The organism is Phenylobacterium sp., assembly GCF_030654915.1.
Classification (GTDB): Bacteria; Pseudomonadota; Alphaproteobacteria; order Caulobacterales; family Caulobacteraceae; genus Phenylobacterium.
On record NZ_JAURWM010000134.1, the window covers coordinates 32011 to 47106 of the forward strand.

Below are 15096 nucleotides of genomic sequence, written 5' to 3' on the forward strand. Positions count from 1 at the left end.
AAGACGGTCAGAGCGCTACTCGCTCCGATAGAATCGGAGCCGTGCTCTGGCCTCTTACTTTGTCGTGATTTCTGGCGTCGAACCGGTGTGCGCTTCGCCGAAAAGCGCTCTAGCGGCGCTCGTCGTTGCCCTTTTTCTTCCACGGCGGCTTGCCGGCCTTGGGGCCGGGCGCGCCCGGAGGTCCCTTGAACGCGGGCTTGGCGCCGTCACGCGGCGGGCCTTTGCGGAAGGGCGGGCGGTCTTCACCGGGCGGGCCCTTGCGGAACGCCGGCTTGCCCTCGCCCGGAGGTCCCTTGCGGAACGGACGCTCGCCGGTCGGCGGGCCCTTGCGGCCCTGACCACCACGCGGCGGCGAGGTCGGGCCGCCCGGAGGCGAGGAGGGTTCGATCTTGATCTCGTCGGCCACGGTCGCCTTCACGGCGGCGGCGAACTTCGGCTCGGCTTCCTTGGAGATCTCGAACTTGGTTTCCCGGTCGAAGATCTTGATCGAGCCGATGTCCTTCTTGGTGACATGGCCCAGCCGGCAAATCATCGGGATCAGCCATTTCGGGTCGGCGTTCTTGTCACGACCGACGCTGATGCGGAACCAGGTCGCGTCTTCCGGCGCCATGCGCGGCGGGCGACCGACAGGGCCGCCGTCACGATCGGCTGGATCATAGCGGTCGCCGCCACGCACCGGGCGCTCGCGATCACGGCTCTGGGAGTCGCGCATCCGCGCGTCGTCATAAAGCTCTTCCGGCGACGGCAGGCGCTGGCGATGCAGACGGATCAAGGCCGCGGCCACCTCTTCGGCGCTGCGGTTTTCCAGCACCAGCTTGGCGAGCGCCAGGTCTTCCTCGGCCATCGGCTCGGTCAGGATCGGGTCCTGCAGCAGGCGCGTCTGGTCCTTCGCGCGGATCTCGTCGGCGGTCGGCGGCCCTTGCCAATGGGCCTCGATGCCGGCCGAGGCCAGCAGTTGCTCGGCCTTGCGGCGCCGGGTGTAGGACACCAGCAGAACCGAGATGCCCTTCTTGCCCGCGCGGCCCGTTCGGCCCGAACGGTGCAGCAGGCCCGGCTTGTTGATCGGAATGTCGGCGTGGATCACGAGGCCGAGGTCCGGCAGGTCGAGGCCGCGAGCGGCGACGTCGGTGGCGACGCAGACACGGGCATGACCGTCGCGCAAAGCTTGCAGCGCTTCGGAACGTTCACGCTGGCCGAGTTCGCCGGACAGGCCGACGACGGCGAAGCCGCGCTCACGCAGGGCCGCATGCATGTGACGCACGCCTTCGCGGGTGTTGCAGAACACCAAGGCGCCGGGAGATTCGTAGAAGCGCAGCACGTTGACGACGGCCAGCTCGATCTCGTTCGGCGCCACGCGGATGGCGCGGTACTCGATATCGCCGTGCGGCTCATCGCGACGCACGGTGTCGATGCGCAGGGCGTTCTTCTGATAGCGCTTGGCCAGCGCCGCGATTTCCTTGGCGATCGTCGCCGAGAACAGCAGGGTGCGGCGGTCGACAGGCGAAGAATCGAGGATTTCCTCGAGGTCTTCGCGGAAGCCCATGTCGAGCATCTCGTCGGCCTCGTCGAGGACGAGGACGCGCAGCGAGCCCAGATCAAGGTTGCCGCGCTCAAGGTGGTCCTTCAGGCGGCCCGGCGTGCCGACCAGGATGTGGACGCCGTCCTGAAGAGCGAACTTCTCGCGGCGCGGGTCCATGCCGCCGACGCAGGTTTCCACCTTCGCGCCGGAGTCGGCGTAGAGCCAGGTCAGCTCGCGGCTGACCTGGATGGCCAGTTCGCGGGTCGGGGCGATCACCAGGGCGAGCGGCGCGCCGGGCTTGCCGAACCGGGCTTCCTCGCCCAGCAGGGTCGGGCCGGCGGCCAGGCCGAAGGCGACGGTCTTGCCTGAACCGGTCTGGGCCGAGACCAGCAGGTCGCGGCCCGCGGCCTCTTCAGCCAGCACCGCGGCTTGAACGGGGGTGGGTTCGGCGTAGCCCTGGCTCGCGAGCGCGCGCGCCAAGGCGGGGTGGATGTCGGGGAAGGCCATTGTCGTCCTGTCGGTTCGCGCCACACACAAAGAACGCGCGGGCGCGCCTTAGAGGCCAAGGAAGACGTTACGGCAAGCCTTCGAGCAAGGAATTCGTTAACTGGTGCGGAAGGGCCGCAGGGCGGAAACAGCTATTTTTACCTGCCCGGAGCAGGCAAGCTGGCCCCAAAAAGGGAGTTCCGATGCCTGCCTACGAGACCGAGATCGCCGCGGCCATGGCCGTGACCGACGCCTTCATGACCGCCTTCAATGCCCGTGACTTGCCGGCCTTCGAAGCGACCTTCAACTTTCCCAGCATCCGCTTGGCCTCCAACACCCTGGCCCTGATCGAGCCTGGTTATCATCAGCCGGAAATGTTCGAGCGCGGGCCGCTGTCGGACTGGGACCATTCGGCCTGGGAACGTCGCGAGGTGATTCACGCCGGGGCCGACAAGGTTCATCTGGATACGCGCTTCACCCGCTATCGCAAGGACGGCTCGGTGATCGGCGGCTTTGACTCGATCTACGTGATCACCTGCGAAAACGGCCACTGGGGCGTGAAGGCCAGATCAAGCTTCGCACCCTAATCGCTGGACATTCATGGCCAAATAGGCGCGTGACCTGCCGCCATGACCCAACGAATTGAAAATGTCGCCGTCGTCGGCGGCGGTCCGGCTGGCCTGATGGCCGCCGAGGTGCTGAGCGCCGCTGGCGTCTCGGTCGTCGTCTATGACCGCATGCCGACGCTTGGCCGCAAGTTCCTGATGGCCGGGCGCGGCGGGCTGAACCTGACCCACTCCGAGGACTTCGCGGCCTTCGTCACGCGCTATGGCGCCCAGACCAAACGGCTTCAGCCCCTGCTCGAAGCCTTCACCCCCGCCGACCTGATCGCCTGGGTCGAGGGCCTGGGCCAGGAAACCTTCATCGGGTCCAGCGGCCGGATCTTCCCGCGCGCGCTGAAGGCCTCTCCCCTGCTCCGGGCGTGGCTGGCGCGGCTGACCGCCCAGGGCGTGGAGTTCCGCACCCGGCGCGATTGGCGCGGCTGGAACGAGGCCGGCGACCTGGTCTTTCACGCCGAGGATGGCGAGGTCGAGACCGCGCGGCCGGACGCGACCATCTTGGCGCTCGGCGGCGCAAGCTGGCCACGGCTCGGTTCAAACGGCGCCTGGGCCGAGACGCTGACCGCACGCGGCGTCGAGCTTGCGCCCTTCCAGGCAGCCAACAGCGGGTTCGACGTCGCTTGGAGCGAGGTGTTCCGCACCCGCTTCGCCGGTCATCCGCTGAAGAACATCGCCCTCAGCTTCGACGGCCGCACCGTCCGGGGCGAGGCGATGATCGCCGACTATGGGATCGAGGGCGGAGCGGTCTATGCGCTATCAGCCGATCTGCGCGCGGCGATCTCGCGGGACGGCTCGGCGGTGCTGGAAGTGGACCTGCGCCCCGACGTCAGCCGCCCTAAACTGGCCGACCGACTGCACAAGGTCGTCAGCGGCCAATCGACCACCAATCTGCTGCGCAAGACCGCCGGCCTCACGCCGGCGGAGATCAACCTGCTGCGTGAGGGTCACGGCGTCGAACTGCCGAAGGACGCCGGGGCCCTGGCCCGCGCGATCAAGTCGACGTCGATCACGCTTAAGGCCATTCGGCCTATTGATCGGGCGATCTCGACCGCCGGCGGCGTGCAGTTCTCCAGCCTGGATGAGGGACTGATGCTGCGTTCCGCGCCCGGCGTCTACGCCGTCGGCGAAATGCTGGACTGGGAGGCGCCGACCGGCGGCTACCTCCTGCAAGGCGCCTTTGCGAGCGGCGTCGCCGCCGCACGGGCTGTGATCGCTACTCGCTAGTATGCTTCAGGCGATCACGGATGGAGGGGCGCTTCTTCCGCGGCGCGGGAGGCCCCTTCACATGCGGCTGGGGTAGAGGCGGAAGCGCCTCGTCCGCGCCGTCGGCCAGCAGCCGGGCGGCCAGTAGCAGATCGGCCTTCACGAGGCCGAAGTCTCCGGATTCGACCCAGGCGCGAACCGCGCCCTCGACAAAGGCCTCGGATACGCCGGTCACCTCGACGCTCGGCGCGGGGTCCTTGAGGATCAAGGGATTGGCGTCGGCTCGCGCCTTCAGGCCCGCCAACAAAGTCGGCACGTCACGCTTGTTGTCGACGCGGAAGACCGCGTCCACCCGGCGACGGCTGTGGTAGCTGGTGTTGACGATGACATCGCCAAAGACCTTGCCGTTCGGAAGCACGACCTTGAGATTGTCAGGCGTCGCCAGCTCGGTGACGAAGAGGTCGAGCATCTTCACGGTGCCCGTGCGACCGCCGATCTCGACGGTGTCGCCGACGCGATAGGGACGGAACAAGAGCAGCATGACGCCGGCCGCGACGTTGCTGAGCGTGCCTTGCAGCGCCAGGCCGACCGCCAGCGAGGCGGCGCCCAGGACCGCCAGGATCGAAGTGGTTTGAACGCCCAGCTGCTGCAGGACCGCGACCAGCCCGACGACGATGACGAAATAGCGCGCTATCGAGCCGGCGAAGCTCTGCAGCGTCACGTCCGGCGGGCCGCCGCGATGAACCCTGGCGATCAGGCGGCGCATCAGCCGCGAGGCCCAGCCCGCCGCCCACCAGGTGACAATCAGGATGATTACCGCGACCACCAGGTTCACGGCCAGGTCGCCCGCGGCGTTGATGAACTTGTGGAGGATGTTCTCGTCGGTCGTCGCTGTCTGGCGCAGACGCTCGATCAGCTCGGTTTCAAATCCCTGCATAAGGTCGCTTAGCACTCCTCGGCGGCCCAAAGCCAATCGGTGAATACGTCAGGCGGCCTTCTGGAGTTCCTGCTTCACCCGTTCGGCCAGCGTCTTGATGTCGATCGGTTTGGGCAGGAAGGAGACGTTTTCCTCGCCTTCCAGCAGGTTCGAGAACTCGGCCTCGGCATAGCCGGAGATGAACATCACCGGCGCGCCTGCCAGGTAGATACGCGCGTGCTTCAGCAGGTCAGGCCCTTGCATGCCCGGCATGACCACGTCGGAGATCATCAGGTCGATCTTGCCGGCGTACTGCTCGGCCAGTTCCAGGGCTTCCTCGCCCGAAGCCGCCTCGATCACCTCGTAGCCGCGCGCGCGCAGCAGCTTGGCCGCCACGCCGCGAACGGCGTCCTCGTCCTCGACGAACAGGATACGGCCGGCGCCCGACAGATCGCGCGCTTTGGGCGGCGCCTTGATCACCGGCACCAGGGCCGGCGCGGCGGCGCTAGGCACATGCACCGGCAGGAAGATACGGAAGGCCGCGCCCTCGCCGGCCTTGGAGGCCACGCTGATCCAACCGTCCGACTGCTTGACGATGCCGTAGACGGTGGCCAGGCCCAGGCCCGTGCCCTCGCCCACCGGCTTGGTGGTAAAGAAGGGGTCGAAGATCTTGTCGATGACGTCTGGCGAGATACCGGGGCCGTCGTCGGACACCTCGATCAGCGCCTGGTCGCCCTGGGCGGCTGGATAGCCGTGAGCCACGGCCTCTTCCTGACTCAGGCGGGCCAGGCGGATGCGGACCACGCCGCCGCCGTGCGCGCGCACGGCGTCGCGGGCGTTGACCGCCAGGTTCATCACCGCGGTCTCGATCTGACTGCGGTCGGCGCGGACGTGCGGCAGGTTTCGGCCGTATTCAGTCTCGAGCTTGACGTCCTCGTAGAGCACCCGGCGCAGCAGCACCTCGGATTCGCTGATCAGTTCGCCCAGATCAAGGGTCTCGCGCTGGACGGTCTGCTTGCGCGAGAAGGCCAGCAGTTTGCGGACCAGATCGGCAGCGCGGGCGGAGGTGGAGCGGATCTCGTTCAGCCCCTCATAGGAAGGGTCGCCGACCGGGTGGCGCTGGGCCAGCACGTCGAGCTGCATGAAGATCGCGGTCAGCAGGTTGTTGAAGTCGTGCGCCACGCCGCCGGCCAGCTGGCCGATGGCCTGCATCTTCTGGCTCTGGGAGAGCTGCAGCTCGATCTGCTTCTGCTCGGACACATCAACCAGATAGGCCACCCAACGCCCGTCGCTCTTGGCGAGGTAGAGATGGGCGACCTTGGCCTTGTCGCAGGCGAGCCGGACCTCCAGGGCGCCCACATGGCCGTCGGCCAGCTTCTGGGTCGCATCGGCGCGCGAGGCGGCGTCGATCAACTCTCCGAACACCGTGCCCGCCGCGCCGCCGCCGGCGACCGCCGACAGGGTCGGATTGGCCTCGACGATAGTGGCCGCGAACGGGTCCTCGCCGTCCAGCAGCGCCGCGCCGAACGGCGAGGCGGCGGCGAAGGCGTCCAGCACCTTGGGCGGCGGCGGCTTGGCGGTGTTGAAGGCGTCCAACACCTCGGCGGCGGCGCGCGGCAGGGCCAGCGGCGCGGGCTCAGCCAGCCGCACCAGGAAGCGGCGCTCGCCGAGCGGGGCGACCGTGGCCGTATGTTCGGCGCCATTGTTGCGGATCGAGGCCTGGGCCGTCTCACCGCGGCGGGCGGCGGCCAGGGCTGAAAACAGACTGGCGGCCGAGGGACCGCCCTTGGGCAGACGCGCGGCGGCGCCCAGCGCCGTTCTCCACGAGGCGTTGGCGGCATGAATCCGACCGTCGGCGGCGGCGATCGCCGCCGGCTCGGACAGCGCATGGATCAGCTTGTCGGCGCCAGGCTCGGCCGCAGGCGCGGGCGCCGCCGAATTGCGCACGGCGAACAGCCCCAGGCACGCCACCCCGGCCAAGCCGATCAGCAGCATCAGGCCGGCGCGCGTCGAGGGACCCGCATGAATGGCGGGCACAGCCGCAAAGCCTACGGCGGCGACGAAGCACACGGCCGCGAACACCGTCAGCAGATCGAAACGGCGGCGAGCGCCATCATGGTTCGGCGGCTTGGCCATAGGGAGGCCTCGGTTGATCCCAGACGAAGAGGCGAAGGCCCCTGGCGAATCAGTCACGCGATCTTCTCACGATTTCTCAGCGGCCACGGGCATTTGCGACCACGCGGGCGCTGTTGCTCATGATGAAGCCGATCAGCTTGGCGACGGCCTCGTAGTGGGCCGGCGGAATGAACTCTTCGAGTTCAACGGCGGCGTAGAGCGCGCGGGCCAGCGGGGGGTCCTCGATCACCGGCACTCCATGCTCCTCGGCGAGGGCGCGGATCTTCAAGGCTATGGCGTCCATGCCCTTGGCGACGCACTGCGGGGCGGCGGTCTCGCCGGCCTCGTACTTCAGCGCCACCGCGTAGTGCGTCGGGTTCATCACCACCATGGTCGCGGTGGGAATGGCGGCCATCATCCGGGTGCGTGAGCGCTGAAGCGCGATCTGCCGGCGCTTGGCCTTGAAGTGGGGGTCGCCTTCGGCGTTCTTGTATTCTTCCTTCTGCTCTTCCTTGGTCATGCGCATGCGCTTGAGGAAGCGCTGGCGCTGCCAGAACCAGTCCAGCCCGGCGATAGCCAGCATCAAGGCGGCGGTGGCGAAGACCAGCTTGCGAAGGATCTCGGACAGCAGCGGCAGCATCGCCGCCGGTTCCATCGCCGCCAGCTCGCGCAGCGGATGAAGATAGGGCTTCATCACCACCCAACCGACCCAGCCGACCATGACGATCTTGGCCACGGACTTCACGAACTGCATCAGGTTGTCGAGCCCGACGAGCCGCTTGACGCCGGCCAACGGCGAGACCTTCTTCCAGTCCGGCTTGACCTTGTCGGGGCTGTACATAAGCCCCGACTGGATGAGGTTCCCCCCAGCGCCCATCAAGGCGGCGACGGCCAGCACGGTGATCAGGATCGGAGCGCCGGCGCGCACCGCGATGCGGGCGACCTCGATGGAGCCATGGCCCTCCAGGCTCATGCTCTCAGGGTGGGCGATGAAGGGCAACAACGCGCTGGCCAGGTTCTGCGACATCCAGCCGCCGGCGATGGCGATGACCGCAGCCGCGCCGGAGAACGAAGCCAGGGTGGCCAGGTCCGGGGTCTTGGCGACATCCCCCTTCTCCCGCGCCTTCTGGAGCTTGGTGGCTGTCGCCTCTTCTGTCTTGGAGGATTCGTCCTGTTCGTCGGCCATGGCTCTAGCCCAGGAAGAGCGAGGTGAGCTCGCGGTAGCGGTTGAGCCAGACCATCCCGATCACGCCGAGGCTCATGGCGAAGATCGACAGGCCCAGCAGCACGATCAACGGGGTGGCGACGAAGAACACCTGGAACTGCGGCATCACCCGGCCGACTAGGCCCGCCGCGATGTTGAAGACCAGCGAGAAGACCACGACCGGGGCGGCCATCTGCAAGCCCAGTCTGAAGGAGCCGGCTACGGTCTGCACGGCCAATTGGGCGCTGTCGGCCACCGGGATTTCGCGCCCGAACGGGAACAACACATAGGACCTGACGATCGCGGTGAGAAACATGTGGTGCAGGTCGGTGGCCATGATCAGCGTGACGCCGATCAGACCCAGGAACGTGCCGAGCGTGGTCGAGGGCGCGGCCTGGCCGGGGGCGGCGGTCTGGGCGAAGGACAGGGTGGTCTGGATCGAGATGATCTCGCCGGTGGTGGTCAAGGACGATAGGAAGATCCGCAGGATCCCGCCGATCATCAGGCCGATCATCACTTCCTTGATCACCGCGCCGGCGACCCCGGAGACGGCGGCCGGGATCGGCATGCCGCGCGCGACCACCGGCATCAGCAGCATGGCCATCAGAAAGGCGAAACCCAGCCGGACGCGCGGCGGCACGGTGGTGTCGCCGATGCCGGGCAACAGCATGACCATCGCCCCGACGCGGGCGAAGATCAGGCCTCCTGCATAGACCTGGGATGCGGCTGCGAAGCTTTCCATGAACGGGCCGAACGGCCGCTACATCGCTGCGATGCGAGCGGCGATCTGGCGCATGAAGCCGCTCATCAGAGCGCCCATCATCGGCAGGAACAGGAGCAGCGACAGGAAGATGGCCACGATCTTCGGCGCATAGACCAGGGTGGCTTCCTGGATCTGGGTCAGGGCCTGCAGCAGGCCGATCCCCACCCCGACCACCAGCCCGACGATCAGCACCGGCGCCGAAAGCTGGATGGTCAGCCAGATGGCGTCGCGACCGATGTCGAGAACCTCGGCGCCGTTCATCTTTGGCCTCTTGGGTACGCGTGAAGCAGGGAAATCAAGCTAGGCGGAATTTGCCTAGTTATGGTTAACGAACGACTACCCGCGAACGATGCCGTCAGGGTCGCCGCCAACTGTTCGGCGAGCTAAGCTGTGCCGATGGACAACACGTTCGTTTACCTCATGGGACCGCCCGGTGTCGGAAAGTACACTGTCGGCAAGTTGCTCGCCGAGCGCATGCCCGCGCGGCTCATCGACAACCACTACTGGAACAATCCGATCTTCGAGATCGTCGAGCCGGACGGCAAGACACCGTTGCCGGCCGAGGTTTGGGATCGCACTCATGCGGTGAGGACTGCGGTCCTCGAGACCATCGCCACACTCGCGCCGCCCAAGCGCAACTTCATCTTCACCCATGCGGTGAGTAACGAAAACCATCCGATGGACCGGCTGATCGCCGGACAGATCCTGAGCACAGCCGATCGGCGTGGAGCCAACACCCTCCTCGTCAGGTTATCGTGCGCGTCCGCTGAACTGGCGACGCGCATTGAGGAACCGGGCCGCGCCATCCGACTAAAGGCGCGCGATGGGAGCCAGGCCGAACGCTACGCGACACTGACCAAGCTCGATGCGCATCACCCCTGGACCATCGATCTCGACACCACCGGTTCAGAGCCCGACGACACGGCGAGGCGCATTCTGCAGGCGCTCGCCGATCCGCCTCAGGGCTGAAGCGCCCGCGCCGCTTCGGCTGGGCTCGCCTTGCCCTGGTCGCGATCGACGCTGTAGTTGGCCGCCCGCATGGCCTCCACCGAGATCGAGCCGATCAGCGGCTTCAGCGCGGCCAGCAACCGCTCATCCCCCGCGCGCTTGGGCGAAATCAGGATGACCGCGTCATAGGGCGGCAGCGCACCCCTAGGATCGGTCAGCACCACCAACTTGTCGGCCGAGATCCGGCCATCAGAGGAGAAGGCTGAGATCACGTCGGCCTCGCCGCCCGACAGCGCCCGATACATGAAGGTTGGCTGGAACGAGCGTTCGGTCTTGAAGTTGAAGCCGTAGGCGGCGTCGACCGCCTTCCACTCCGGCCGTGACAGGAACTCCAGATCCGAGCCCAGGGTCAGGCGCGGGGCCTGGCGGGCGAGATCGGCCAGGCTGACGATCCCCAGCGCCTTGGCGCGGTCGGCGCGCATGGCGAAGGCGTAGGCGTTCTCAAAGCCAAGCGAGCCCAGCACCACGACCCCGTCGCGCTTCTTCAGTTCGGTGGTCAGTTCGGCCAGGACCTGGGCGCGGCCGGGATTGTCCTCGCGCTTCAGGACGTTTGTCCAAAGCGTGCCCGAATAATCGATATAGACGTCCAACTCGCCGGCCGCCAAGGCTCGGTAGGCGACCGCCGACCCCAGATCCTCTTTGCGCGAGACGTGGGCGCCGGCCCTCTCCAGCCGCTCGGCCATCACCTCGGCCAGGATGTACTGCTCGGAGAAATTCTTGGCCCCGACGACATAGCTCGACGGCTTGCCGAGCGCGGCCAGCGGCGTTAGCGCGGCCAGCACGCCGACCACCAGCAGCGCCGCGCCCGCGACCATCAGCCCGCGCTTGCGCCGCGCCGCGCCAGTCTCGATCAGGCCCAGCAACTGATCGACGCTCATGGCCAGCGCCGCCGAGGCGGCGCAGCCGAACAGGACGAACACCCAGTTCTCGGTCTGCAAGCCGGCGAAAATGTAGTTGCCAAGGCTGGTCTGGCCGACCGGCGTCGAGAGCGTCGCAGCGCCAATGGTCCAAACCGCGGCGGTACGCACGCCCGCCATGATCACGGGCATGGCCAGCGGAAGTTCGACCTGGAACAAGCGCTGGCGCGGCGTCATGCCCACCCCGTCGGCGGCCTCGCGCACCGCCGGATCGACGCCGAGTATACCAGCTGTCCCGGTCCGCAGGATCGGCAGCATCGAGTAGAGGGTCAGGGCCAGCAGCGAGGGCAGGAAGCCCAGCGCCGAGAAGCCGTGCCCGAAGACCTTTTGGCTCAAGGCCGACAGCGCCAGCAGCAGCGGGTAAAACAGGGCCAGTAGGGCCAGGCTGGGAATGGTCTGGATCAGGCCGGCGAAGGCCAGGACCGGCCAGCGCAGCCGCGCGCTGCGGCTGGCGGCGACCGCGAGCGGCAGGCTGATCAGCAGTCCGAGCACCAGGGCGCTGGCGCTGAGCAGCACATGCCAGGCGAGATATTCGGGCAGCAGGCCCCAAGCCTGCGCGATACGGCCGCTCACGAGGCCGCCTCCAAGCGTTGGCGCAATCGCTCGGCCTGCCGACGCGGGGCTTCCAGCAACGCACGGACCTCGGGGTTTTCGGTCGAGGCGAGCAGCGCTCCTGGCGGACCGTCAGCGACAATGGAACCGGCCTCCAGCACCACGATCCGGTCGGCCAGCAGCACGGCCTCGGTCATGTCGTGAGTGACCATGACGCTGGTCAGGCCAAGCTTGTCGTGCAGGGCGCGGTAGTCGGTGCCGAGCGAGTCGCGGGTCAGGGGATCGAGCGCGCCGAACGGCTCATCCATCAGCATGATCTTCGGTTCGGCGGCCAGCGCGCGCGCCACCCCGACCCTCTGGCGCTGCCCCCCCGAGAGTTCCGACGGCGCGCGGGTCGCAACTTCGCGCGGCAGCGCCACAAGGTCGAGCAGTTCCTCGACGCGCGCGGTCATTCGCGCACGTTCCCAACCGAGCAGCTTTGGGGTGATGACGATATTCTCGGCGATGCTCAGGTGCGGGAACAGCCCGACCTCCTGGAACACATAGCCTATACGGCGGCGAAGCTGATGGGGCGGCGCGGCGCCGGCGTCCTCGCCTCCGACCCTGATCTGACCAGCGTCCGGCGCAATCAGGCCGTTGATGGTCTTGAGCAGCGTCGTCTTGCCCGAGCCCGAGGCCCCGACCAGGGCGACGAACTGGCCCGCCGGAACGTCCAGAGACACCCCGGCCAGCGCCGCCTGCGCGCCGTACCGTTTCTCGATGCCGATAAGTTCAATCGCCGGTTGGGTCATGCCACCAACCTTAGACACGATCCGTCAAATCGGCATCCGCATGATTTCTTGATAGGCGTTGATCACCTGATCGCGAACCGCCATCACTGTCTCCAGGCTGGCTTCGGCCGCCGAGATCGCGGTGACCACGTCGATCAGTTCGCCCTTGCCCTGCACCTGCGCCGTGATCTGCGACTCGGCGGCCTTGGTGTTGTGCATGACGTCGTTCATGGCCGACTTGACCATCGAGCCGAAGTCGAGCCCGCCCGCGCCGGCCGACGGCGGCGTGATGGGCGCGGTGTTCTGGGTGGCGGCGTAGGCCTTGGCGGCGGCGAGCGCGGTCATCATGGCTTAGGCGCCCTACTTCTTGAGGATGTCGAGGGTGCGCATTTCCATGGAGCGCGCCGTCTCAATCACATTCAGATTGGCTTCGTAGGCCCGCTGGGCTTCCTTCATGTCGAGCGCCTCGACGAGGGTGTCCACGTTCGGCAGCTTCACATAGCCCGCCGGGTTCGCCGACGGGTGGCCGGGATCATAGACATTGCGGAAGTCCTTGCGATCCGGCTCGACCCTGGCGACACGAACGCCCTGACCGCCGTCGGTGCGGACCGGGGTGAACACCGGCACCTGCCGGCGATAGGGATCCCCGCCCGGCTGGCGCGACACTGAATTGGCGTTGGCCATGTTCTAGGCGATCACCCGCATCCGCGCCTGCTGGGCGCGAAGGGCGGTGGCGGCGATGGCCTGGGTGGCCCCGGTCATGGGTTTGATGTCGGCCATCTAGGAGATCCTAACCGCGACCGGGCGCGCGGCTGGCCATGCGCAGCATGGCCAGCGACTTCTGGTAGAAGCTAATGGCGGCGTCGTAGTTCATGCGCGCCTCGGCCATCTTCATCATCTCTTCCTCGAGCACGACCGAGTTCCCATCGAGGGTGGTCTCGGAGTCCTTGGCCTGGATCGGCCGGAAGGTCGTATTCGGACGCGCCGCGGGCGCCATGTGCCCGACCTGAGTCACCGCCTGGGTCGTCACCGGGCGCATCTGCGACTGCATCTGGGCCCGGAAGCTATAGGCCTGGAGGTCGGTCGGCGTGTAGCCGGGCGTGTCGGAATTGGCGACGTTCTGCGAGATCAGCCGTTGGCGCTCGCCGAGGTGACCGAACCGGCCCTTCAACATCGAAAACAGCGGAATCTCGGCGAGGTTCATAAGGAATATGGTGAATAAATAGGGTTAACCGCGCCTTAAGACCCTACAGGGCAAACCCAGGACCAACGGCGATTTCGCGCCGCCTGACCCTATTCGAACATCCCCCATGGCATTCGCCGATTTCCTTCGCGCCTTCTTCGCCCTGGCGCTGACCCTGGGGCTTGTCGGACTTGCGGCCGTCGCCTTGCGGCGGTTCGGCCCGGACGCCCTGGCGCGGTTCACCCCCACCCGGAAGGAACGCCGGCTGGCGATCGTCGAGACCCTGGTGCTCGACCCCGCGCGGCGGCTGGTGGTGGTCTCGCTGGACGGTGAGGAACGCCTGCTGCTGCTGGGCGAGGGACAGCTGCTTCCGACCCCGGCCAAGCCCGCCCGCAAACCCAAGACGGCCGCCTGATGCGCAAGTTCTTCTCCGCCCTCACCCATCTGGACGCCGCCGACTGGCGCCGCGCAGCCGGGCTGTCGGCCTTGGCCACCCTGGTCAGCCTGATCTTCCCGGCGGTGGCCGCGGCCCAGGCTCTAAACATCGATCTTGGCACCGGTGCGGGACTGTCCGAACGCGTGGTGCAGATGGTCGGTCTGCTGACCGTGCTGTCGCTGGCGCCGTCCATCGTGATCATGACCACGTCCTTCGTGCGGATCGTGGTGGTTCTAGGCCTGCTGCGCACCGCCCTTGGCCTGCAACAAAGCCCGCCGAACGCGGTGCTGATCAGCTTGGCGCTGTTCCTGACCGCCATCGTCATGGGTCCGACGCTGCAGAAGTCCTACGAGGACGGCATCCGGCCGCTGATGGACCAGCAGATCGAATTGTCCCAGGCCTTCGACTCCGCCAGCGCGCCGGTGAAAACCTTCATGCTGGGCCAGGTGGACCAGGACGACCTTGCGCTGTTCATCCGCCTCTCGAAGATCGAGAAGCCCGCGACCATCCAGGACACCCCGCTACACGTCGTCACCCCGGCCTTCATGATCTCGGAGCTAAAGCGCGCCTTCGAAATCGGCTTCCTGCTGTTCATCCCCTTCCTGGTCATCGACCTGGTGGTGGCCAGCGTGCTGATGAGCATGGGTATGATGATGCTGCCGCCGGTGGTGGTGTCCCTGCCCTTCAAGCTGATCTTCTTCGTCCTGGTGGACGGCTGGCGGCTGGTGGCGGGCTCGCTGGTGGAAAGCTTCCAGCGCGGCGCGGGCGGCGGCTAGCTAGAACCGGCGCGACAGCCCTATCCCGACGGCCAGGTCGGGAGTTTCCTTGGTCAGGCCGCCATAGAGACCGGCGTCGAACTGCAGGTCCTCATGGCCGGCCGGCGCCCAGGCGATGGTCAGGTCCAGCGAGGCCTGGGTAATCCGCTCAGCCGGATCGTCGTCCACGGCGGCCCACAATTCCAACCCCAGCGTCACCGGCCCGAACGGCTTGCTGAGCCCGGCCGCGCCTGCCCATCCCCAGTGCGTTCCATGACCATCGCTATCGGCCAGCAGGTCGATCTCCGGCGCGAGGCCGAGCGACAGGTCGCCGCCCAGCGGGATCGACATCGGCGCGATCAGGCCGCCTTGCCAGCCACCAGCGCCGATCCCAGACTTGCCGGTCGGGGCTGAGACAAAGGGCTGCAAGGCGAGCGACAACCCGGAGCCGTCAGGGTTCTTCAATGACCGACGCACCGCGAAGGTGAGATCGCCCACCCCCTCTGTTCGGACGGTCTGCCCCTCGGCGCGATCGCGGATCTGGGTATAGGGCGTCCACAGGATTTGCCCCTCCATCATCTGCGTCAGGCCGAGCCGTACCTGGATGTCACCGACGGCGTAGGCCTCAGTCGAGCCTGGACCAGAGCGC

General features: G+C 67.2%; 16 protein-coding genes and 1 pseudogene. 5 read left to right on the forward strand and 12 right to left on the reverse strand.

Annotated elements, in window-relative coordinates:
* Positions 1–109: 109 nt before the first annotated feature.
* Positions 110–2026 (reverse strand): DEAD/DEAH box helicase, encoded by a 1917-nt coding sequence (locus Q7T84_RS06875; RefSeq protein WP_304807038.1) that lies wholly within the window; start codon positions 2024–2026, stop codon positions 110–112.
* Between the two features lie 182 nt (positions 2027–2208).
* Here Q7T84_RS06875 and Q7T84_RS06880 point away from each other — a divergent pair, with 182 nt between their 5' ends.
* Together Q7T84_RS06880 and Q7T84_RS06885 are read left to right on the forward strand one after the other, a co-directional pair.
* On the forward strand, positions 2209–2592 hold the full coding sequence (locus tag Q7T84_RS06880; RefSeq protein ID WP_304807041.1) for a hypothetical protein: 384 nt from the start codon (positions 2209–2211) through the stop codon (positions 2590–2592).
* A 42-nt stretch (positions 2593–2634) separates the two neighbouring features.
* Positions 2635–3849: a TIGR03862 family flavoprotein gene (locus Q7T84_RS06885; RefSeq protein WP_304807043.1), complete on the forward strand. Its 1215-nt coding sequence runs from the start codon at positions 2635–2637 to the stop codon at positions 3847–3849.
* Here Q7T84_RS06885 and Q7T84_RS06890 read toward each other — a convergent pair.
* The 5 genes from Q7T84_RS06890 to fliQ all read right to left on the reverse strand — a co-directional run bounded on the left by Q7T84_RS06890 (position 3839) and on the right by fliQ (position 9087).
* On the reverse strand, positions 3839–4765 hold the full coding sequence (locus Q7T84_RS06890; protein ID WP_304807045.1) for a mechanosensitive ion channel family protein: 927 nt from the start codon (positions 4763–4765) through the stop codon (positions 3839–3841). The genes Q7T84_RS06885 and Q7T84_RS06890 overlap by 11 nt on opposite strands.
* A gap of 48 nt (positions 4766–4813) precedes the next feature.
* Positions 4814–6880, reverse strand: coding sequence for a cell cycle histidine kinase CckA (gene cckA, locus Q7T84_RS06895; protein WP_304807048.1), 2067 nt, complete (start codon positions 6878–6880; stop codon positions 4814–4816).
* Between the two features lie 76 nt (positions 6881–6956).
* Positions 6957–8045: a flagellar biosynthesis protein FlhB gene (gene flhB / locus Q7T84_RS06900; protein ID WP_304807050.1), complete on the reverse strand. Its 1089-nt coding sequence runs from the start codon at positions 8043–8045 to the stop codon at positions 6957–6959.
* 4 nt (positions 8046–8049) lie between these two features.
* A complete protein-coding gene (gene fliR / locus Q7T84_RS06905) occupies positions 8050–8805 on the reverse strand; it encodes a flagellar biosynthetic protein FliR (RefSeq protein ID WP_304807052.1) in 756 nt (251 codons plus the stop codon).
* Between the two features lie 18 nt (positions 8806–8823).
* Positions 8824–9087, reverse strand: a complete 264-nt coding sequence (fliQ, locus tag Q7T84_RS06910; RefSeq protein ID WP_304807054.1) for a flagellar biosynthesis protein FliQ — start codon at positions 9085–9087, stop codon at positions 8824–8826.
* Between the two features lie 135 nt (positions 9088–9222).
* Here fliQ and Q7T84_RS06915 point away from each other — a divergent pair, with 135 nt between their 5' ends.
* Positions 9223–9795 carry an AAA family ATPase gene (locus Q7T84_RS06915; RefSeq protein ID WP_304807057.1) on the forward strand — a complete coding sequence of 191 codons (573 nt, stop codon included), beginning with the start codon at positions 9223–9225 and terminating at the stop codon, positions 9793–9795.
* Here Q7T84_RS06915 and Q7T84_RS06920 read toward each other — a convergent pair.
* The 5 genes and pseudogenes from Q7T84_RS06920 to flgB all read right to left on the reverse strand — a co-directional run bounded on the left by Q7T84_RS06920 (position 9786) and on the right by flgB (position 13277).
* Positions 9786–11324, reverse strand: coding sequence for a glycine betaine ABC transporter substrate-binding protein (locus Q7T84_RS06920; RefSeq protein WP_304807059.1), 1539 nt, complete (start codon positions 11322–11324; stop codon positions 9786–9788). The two genes, Q7T84_RS06915 and Q7T84_RS06920, sit on opposite strands and share 10 nt — an antisense overlap.
* On the reverse strand, positions 11321–12094 hold the full coding sequence (locus Q7T84_RS06925; protein WP_304807061.1) for an ABC transporter ATP-binding protein: 774 nt from the start codon (positions 12092–12094) through the stop codon (positions 11321–11323). The genes Q7T84_RS06920 and Q7T84_RS06925 overlap by 4 nt, the downstream gene beginning before the upstream one ends.
* 24 nt (positions 12095–12118) lie before the next feature.
* Positions 12119–12421, reverse strand: coding sequence for a flagellar hook-basal body complex protein FliE (locus Q7T84_RS06930; RefSeq protein WP_304807063.1), 303 nt, complete (start codon positions 12419–12421; stop codon positions 12119–12121).
* 12 nt (positions 12422–12433) lie between these two features.
* Positions 12434–12853 (reverse strand): annotated as a pseudogene (gene flgC / locus Q7T84_RS06935) (flagellar basal body rod protein FlgC).
* Between the two features lie 10 nt (positions 12854–12863).
* Positions 12864–13277 (reverse strand): flagellar basal body rod protein FlgB, encoded by a 414-nt coding sequence (gene flgB / locus Q7T84_RS06940; protein WP_304807065.1) that lies wholly within the window; start codon positions 13275–13277, stop codon positions 12864–12866.
* 106 nt (positions 13278–13383) lie between these two features.
* Here flgB and Q7T84_RS06945 point away from each other — a divergent pair, with 106 nt between their 5' ends.
* Positions 13384–13671 carry a flagellar biosynthetic protein FliO gene (locus Q7T84_RS06945; RefSeq protein WP_304807068.1) on the forward strand — a complete coding sequence of 96 codons (288 nt, stop codon included), beginning with the start codon at positions 13384–13386 and terminating at the stop codon, positions 13669–13671.
* On the forward strand, positions 13671–14468 hold the full coding sequence (gene fliP, locus Q7T84_RS06950) for a flagellar type III secretion system pore protein FliP (RefSeq protein ID WP_304807070.1): 798 nt from the start codon (positions 13671–13673) through the stop codon (positions 14466–14468). Before Q7T84_RS06945 ends, fliP begins: the two co-directional genes overlap by 1 nt.
* On the opposite strand, the gene Q7T84_RS06955 is transcribed toward fliP, so the two are convergent.
* Positions 14469–15096, reverse strand: a 628-nt coding sequence (locus Q7T84_RS06955; protein WP_304807073.1) for a transporter, incomplete at its 5' end; no start/stop codon positions are given.

Excerpts from the sequence above, each read along its gene's own strand:
- fliQ (WP_304807054.1), bottom strand. The coding sequence starts at position 9,087 with ATGAACGGCGCCGAGGTTCTCGACATCGGTCGCGACGCCATCTGGCTG.
- cckA (WP_304807048.1), bottom strand. The coding sequence starts at position 6,880 with ATGGCCAAGCCGCCGAACCATGATGGCGCTCGCCGCCGTTTCGATCTG.
- Q7T84_RS06945 (WP_304807068.1), top strand. The coding sequence starts at position 13,384 with ATGGCATTCGCCGATTTCCTTCGCGCCTTCTTCGCCCTGGCGCTGACC.
- Q7T84_RS06930 (WP_304807063.1), bottom strand. The coding sequence starts at position 12,421 with ATGATGACCGCGCTCGCCGCCGCCAAGGCCTACGCCGCCACCCAGAAC.
- Q7T84_RS06890 (WP_304807045.1), bottom strand. The coding sequence starts at position 4,765 with ATGCAGGGATTTGAAACCGAGCTGATCGAGCGTCTGCGCCAGACAGCG.
- flhB (WP_304807050.1), bottom strand. The coding sequence starts at position 8,045 with ATGGCCGACGAACAGGACGAATCCTCCAAGACAGAAGAGGCGACAGCC.
- Q7T84_RS06880 (WP_304807041.1), top strand. The coding sequence starts at position 2,209 with ATGCCTGCCTACGAGACCGAGATCGCCGCGGCCATGGCCGTGACCGAC.
- flgB (WP_304807065.1), bottom strand. The coding sequence starts at position 13,277 with ATGAACCTCGCCGAGATTCCGCTGTTTTCGATGTTGAAGGGCCGGTTC.
- Q7T84_RS06875 (WP_304807038.1), bottom strand. The coding sequence starts at position 2,026 with ATGGCCTTCCCCGACATCCACCCCGCCTTGGCGCGCGCGCTCGCGAGC.
- fliP (WP_304807070.1), top strand. The coding sequence starts at position 13,671 with ATGCGCAAGTTCTTCTCCGCCCTCACCCATCTGGACGCCGCCGACTGG.
- fliR (WP_304807052.1), bottom strand. The coding sequence starts at position 8,805 with ATGGAAAGCTTCGCAGCCGCATCCCAGGTCTATGCAGGAGGCCTGATC.
- Q7T84_RS06885 (WP_304807043.1), top strand. The coding sequence starts at position 2,635 with ATGACCCAACGAATTGAAAATGTCGCCGTCGTCGGCGGCGGTCCGGCT.
- Q7T84_RS06925 (WP_304807061.1), bottom strand. The coding sequence starts at position 12,094 with ATGACCCAACCGGCGATTGAACTTATCGGCATCGAGAAACGGTACGGC.
- Q7T84_RS06915 (WP_304807057.1), top strand. The coding sequence starts at position 9,223 with ATGGACAACACGTTCGTTTACCTCATGGGACCGCCCGGTGTCGGAAAG.